General features: G+C 59.2%; 4 protein-coding genes and 1 tRNA gene. 1 reads left to right on the forward strand and 4 read right to left on the reverse strand.

The window, feature by feature from the left end; all coding sequences use genetic code 11:
* Nucleotides 1-171: 171 nt before the first annotated feature.
* From ACTNA2_RS08945 to ACTNA2_RS08960, 4 genes are all read right to left on the reverse strand, one after another.
* A tRNA-Gln gene (locus ACTNA2_RS08945) sits at nucleotides 172-246 on the reverse strand.
* 38 nt (nucleotides 247-284) lie between these two features.
* Nucleotides 285-1,190, reverse strand: a complete 906-nt coding sequence (locus tag ACTNA2_RS08950) for a peptidoglycan-binding domain-containing protein (RefSeq protein WP_441049361.1) — start codon at nucleotides 1,188-1,190, stop codon at nucleotides 285-287.
* Between the two features lie 138 nt (nucleotides 1,191-1,328).
* Nucleotides 1,329-2,342, reverse strand: a complete 1,014-nt coding sequence (locus tag ACTNA2_RS08955; RefSeq protein ID WP_441049363.1) for a polyprenyl synthetase family protein — start codon at nucleotides 2,340-2,342, stop codon at nucleotides 1,329-1,331.
* 128 nt (nucleotides 2,343-2,470) lie between these two features.
* Nucleotides 2,471-2,959 carry an HAD family hydrolase gene (locus ACTNA2_RS08960; protein ID WP_441049365.1) on the reverse strand — a complete coding sequence of 163 codons (489 nt, stop codon included), beginning with the start codon at nucleotides 2,957-2,959 and terminating at the stop codon, nucleotides 2,471-2,473.
* 495 nt (nucleotides 2,960-3,454) lie between these two features.
* Between ACTNA2_RS08960 and ACTNA2_RS08965 the strand changes: the two genes are divergently transcribed.
* Entirely contained in the window at nucleotides 3,455-4,174 is a 720-nt protein-coding gene (locus ACTNA2_RS08965; protein ID WP_441049367.1) for a GntR family transcriptional regulator, read from the forward strand.
* Nucleotides 4,175-4,321 lie beyond the last annotated feature (147 nt).

The following is a 4,321-nucleotide window of genomic DNA, read 5'->3' on the forward strand; positions in this document are numbered from 1 at the left end:
CCGCGTCCGCCTTCCGGCGGCCGCGCCCCGCTGCGTCGCTCCGCTCCTTGCGTGCTGCGCTGGAAAACGCTTCGCGTTTCCTCAGCTCCGCACCCTTGCGGGTTCGAATCCCTCCGCATGCCCACAAGAAAGCGCCCCGGGCTGATGAAAGCCCGGGGCGCTCAGTTACCTTGGCTGGGACGGAGGGATTCGAACCCCCAACAGCCGGCACCAAAAACCGGAGTTCTACCGTTGAACTACGTCCCAATGTGTGGTGCTGCCCAAAAGCAGCTCGTCTAGTTTACCTAATCTGCGAGGGCATCGCAAACGCCATCGAGCAGGCGTACGGCGAGTGTCTGGGCGTCGCTTGCGGTGAAGGTTCCGTTGTAGCGCGTCATGCCCGTGAGCTCAATGCGGATACGTGCAGGCTTTTGTTGCGCGGCGATATTGGCAGTGCGGATGCGCTGCGCCAGGTTGTGACATTCGGCAAGGGCGATCGTGGCGCGCGGCGCTGCATCTGCGGGCAGCTCATCGCTTGCGATCTCGAGTACCAGGTCCACGTCGGTCGGGATCTCGGAATCGCAAAGCATCATGCCGCTGTTGTCGGTCGTCGCCGTGGCGATGTTCCACATGCGCGATGCAACGCTGCGTGCGATGGGGTCCTCACCGATGACGGCAATCTGGAAGCGCTCGAGCACGTTGGCGGCGCGGGCAAAGCCGATGCGCGACTCGGCCTCGGTAACCGAGGGTTTGCCCTCCCACACGTGATGCAGACGGTTGATATAGGCGTAGGTATCCTGGAATGCCATGCCGTCGGCAAACAGGCCGACATTTTCTTGGAACTGCTGCAAGGCCGCCTCGGTGTGCGGGCCAAAGTAGCCGTCGTCCTCACCGCAGGCAAAACCCAAAACGTTGAGTGCCCTCTGCAGGGCCCGAACGTCGGCACCATGGAAATTGGGCATGCGCAGATAAAGCGTGCGGTCGCCCAGCTTATACGAGGCGTCTACCAGGGCGCTCCAACAGGGGATATCGACGGCGTAGCCAGCGGCAAGGCCGCTGTCGAGCCTAAAGGTGCCAACAGCCTGCTCGGTGGTGGTGCCAAAGCGCTTGTCGGCGACCTCGGCGTCATCGATTGTATAGCCGAGCTGCAGAAGGCGGGACTGGACGTCCTCGACGGCTGCTCCCTGCATGCCCGTTGTGATAGGTTCCATGAACGAACCCCTTTCGGCGTACCATTCGTACTATTTGAGCGTGTGTCGGATAGACAACGCAAAGGGTTGCATAAACATGCACTCAACAGTGTAGCAAGTTGTACCCAAATGCGCTGCTGACAGGTTTTATAACCCCCGCTAGTTAAGGCGCTCCACAAAGAAATCTGCCATGGAGTCGAACAGCTCGCGTGCATGCGGGTCGAGCTCGACACCTTCGATAGCGGCCTTGGCCTTGGCAGTCAGGTTGAGTGCGTAAGTGTGGGCGAAATCGACAGAGCCGGTCTGCTGGAAGATCTCCACGGCGCGTGCGAGTTGCACGGGGTCCTCGGTGCCCGAGGAAAGGATTGCCTCGACTTCGTCGTGATAACGCTCGTCTGACAGGGCATGCACGGCGACGAGCGTGCGCTTGCCCTCTGTGATATCGGTGCGGAAGTCCTTGTTGGCGGCCTCCTTGGTGCCAATAAGGTTGAGCAGATCATCTTGGATCTGAAAGGCAAGGCCCGTGTGCAGGCCAAAGGCACGCAGCGCCTCAATCTGGTCTTCGCTGCCGCCACCGATAATGGCTCCGGCGGCAAGTGGCGTGGCTCCGCTGTAGTACGCGGTCTTGTGCGTCGCCATGTCCAGATAATCGTCGACCGAGATGTCAAAGCGCCCATCGCGGACCCAGCCCAGGTCGAGCGCCTGACCCTCGATGGTGCGAACGATCATCTCGGTGAGCTCGTGGAGCACGCGGAGCTTCACGTCTGCCTCGAGCGTGGGGTCGTCGAGAACCGTCTTGGTAACCATGGTGAGCGCTAGGTCGCCGCAGTTGATGGCAAGTCCCGTACCCTCGGTAAGGTGCATACAGGGCTTGCCGCGGCGCAGCTGGCCGTTGTCGGCGATGTCGTCATGGATAAGCGCTCCCGACTGAAAGTGCTCGATGGCCGCCGCCGCGCTTCGGGCGCTCTCAAAGCTGCCGCCTACCGCGGTGGCGGCGAGCATGCAGATGAGCGGGCGGTGGCGCTTGCCGGCATTGGCCGTAAATGCCGAGAGCGGGCCATACAGGTAGCGCTCGATATCGGCAGAGGTCGCCTGTCCGTCAAAGAACGTGGCCAGATAGTCGTTAATCTGGTCAAAATGCTGGGCTAAAAAGCTGGTAAACGGACTGGACACGGGTTCTCGCATTCTTTCTTAGGTTGCATCGTTGCGTTATGCAGACAACATATTGCCACATTAGGGCATTGAGCGCGGCGGTTGAAGACGATTGAGCCATGTTGTCGCAAATGCGGCAAGAGGCGCGGCTAGATAAGTCCAAAGTGCTCGAGCGCGGTGACGACGCCGTCGTGGTCGAAACTGTCGGTGACGTAGTCGGCCTTTTCCTTGAGGAAGTCCGGCGCGTTGCCCATGGCGACGCCAACATCGACCGCCTCCATGAGGGCGATGTCGTTGCTTGCGTCGCCGATGCCGTACACAGTGCCGTGATCTGGCCCCAGGGCGTCAAGCACGGCCTTGATTCCGGCCCGTTTGGTGCACTCGCGAGGCGAGATTTCCGTGACCTCGAGTTCGAGCTCGTTGAGGCAGAGCAGAGGCCCAAGCTCTTCATCTTGGGCGATGCGGTTGGCGAGCGGTGTGGACATAAGAATTTTAATGCCGGTGTCGAGCGTCTTGATGCCGTCGATGATGGTGATGCCGCTGGCGGAGGTCAAAGACGACGGGTACTTAAGTCCAAGGTTATCGCCGCTCAGCTTAATGATCTCGCTCAAAAAGAAGCAGTAGGCAAAATAGGCCACGAGTGCCTCGAAGCAGCAGCGCGCCGGTTGCTTTTGGGCAAGGCCGATGGGCAGCGCTACGGCAAAAGCAGTGGGAGGCGTTTAAAGACCGTCCACGAGCCGCGCTGGATGATAGCCCAAAAACATACCAAGGGGTTCCGTATACGGCGAGGTCGCCGACGATGTCCGCAGACGTTGCGAGGGCGGAGACGCCGACCATAAGGCCCGATATGGAAAACAGCATGGCGGGCGCGAACATTGCCCCGCCAAAGCGTTGGATTTTCTGCAGCATAATATGCCTTCCGGATGCAACATGCTGTGCGAGCAAGAACGTTTAAACAATGAACTCATTGTAGAGGACTGGCTGCTTGCCGCATTGACGGTTTTGATTCGGTCCGATTTGGGTGCCGGGGGAACCGTCGACGGTAAATAATCCGTGCTTTGCCGATAGACGGTTTAAACAACCCCAAGAAATGCTATCGTGCCTAGCCATACATATTCATTAGAGGTGAAGCCATGCCAAAAGCGATTTACGAAGGAATCTACCGCGAGATCCGTTCGCGCATCATTAACGGGACCTATGCGTTCCAGGAGATGCTGCCAACCGAAGCCGAGCTGACCGCAGAGTTCGACTGCACGCGCAATACCGTCCGCCGCGCCTTGAGCATGCTGGCCGACGAGATGTTTGTGCAGCCCATACACGGCAAGGGCGTACGCGTTATTTGGCTCAAGGGCGAAACCGACATGTTGGGCGCACTCGAGGAAGTCGAGTCGTTTGGCGAATTTGCAAAGCGCAACAATGCCGTTGCATCGACGGACGTTAAGTCCTTTGAACATCTGGTCTGCACCGAGCAGCTCTCTCGTCGCCTGGGCTTTAAGGTGGGCGAGGAGCTGATTCGCGTAGTGCGTGTCCGAAGCCTCAACGGCAGCGCGCGCCAAGTGGACCATGGCTACTTTTTGGAGTCGATCGCCAAGGGTCTGACCCCCGAGATCGCGGCAGAATCTATCTACGACTATCTGGAGCACAAGCGCGGCATCAAAGTGATGGCAAGTCGCCGTACGGTGAGTGTCGAGCTCGCCAACGATGAAGACTGCAGCTATCTTGACCTCGGCAAATACAACTGCGTTGCCGTCATGGAGAGTCAGTCGTACACCTCGGACGGCATCTTGTTCGAGGTGACGCATGCTCGCACACACCCCGAGATCTTCCATTACCGCTTCAATTCCAAGCGATAGGTAACAGACGCATAAGCTTGCGTTTCGATATGAAGCGCCCCGTGCGGTCGATGGGATATCGGCCGCACCTGTCTCTTATACACATCTCCGAGCCCACGAGTCTCACCGTGGTTTGGGGGTTGGGGGGGGCGGGGGGGTGCGGGGGGG

The organism is Collinsella sp. HCP28S3_E9 (genome assembly GCF_052065455.1).
GTDB lineage: Bacteria > Actinomycetota > Coriobacteriia > Coriobacteriales > Coriobacteriaceae > Collinsella.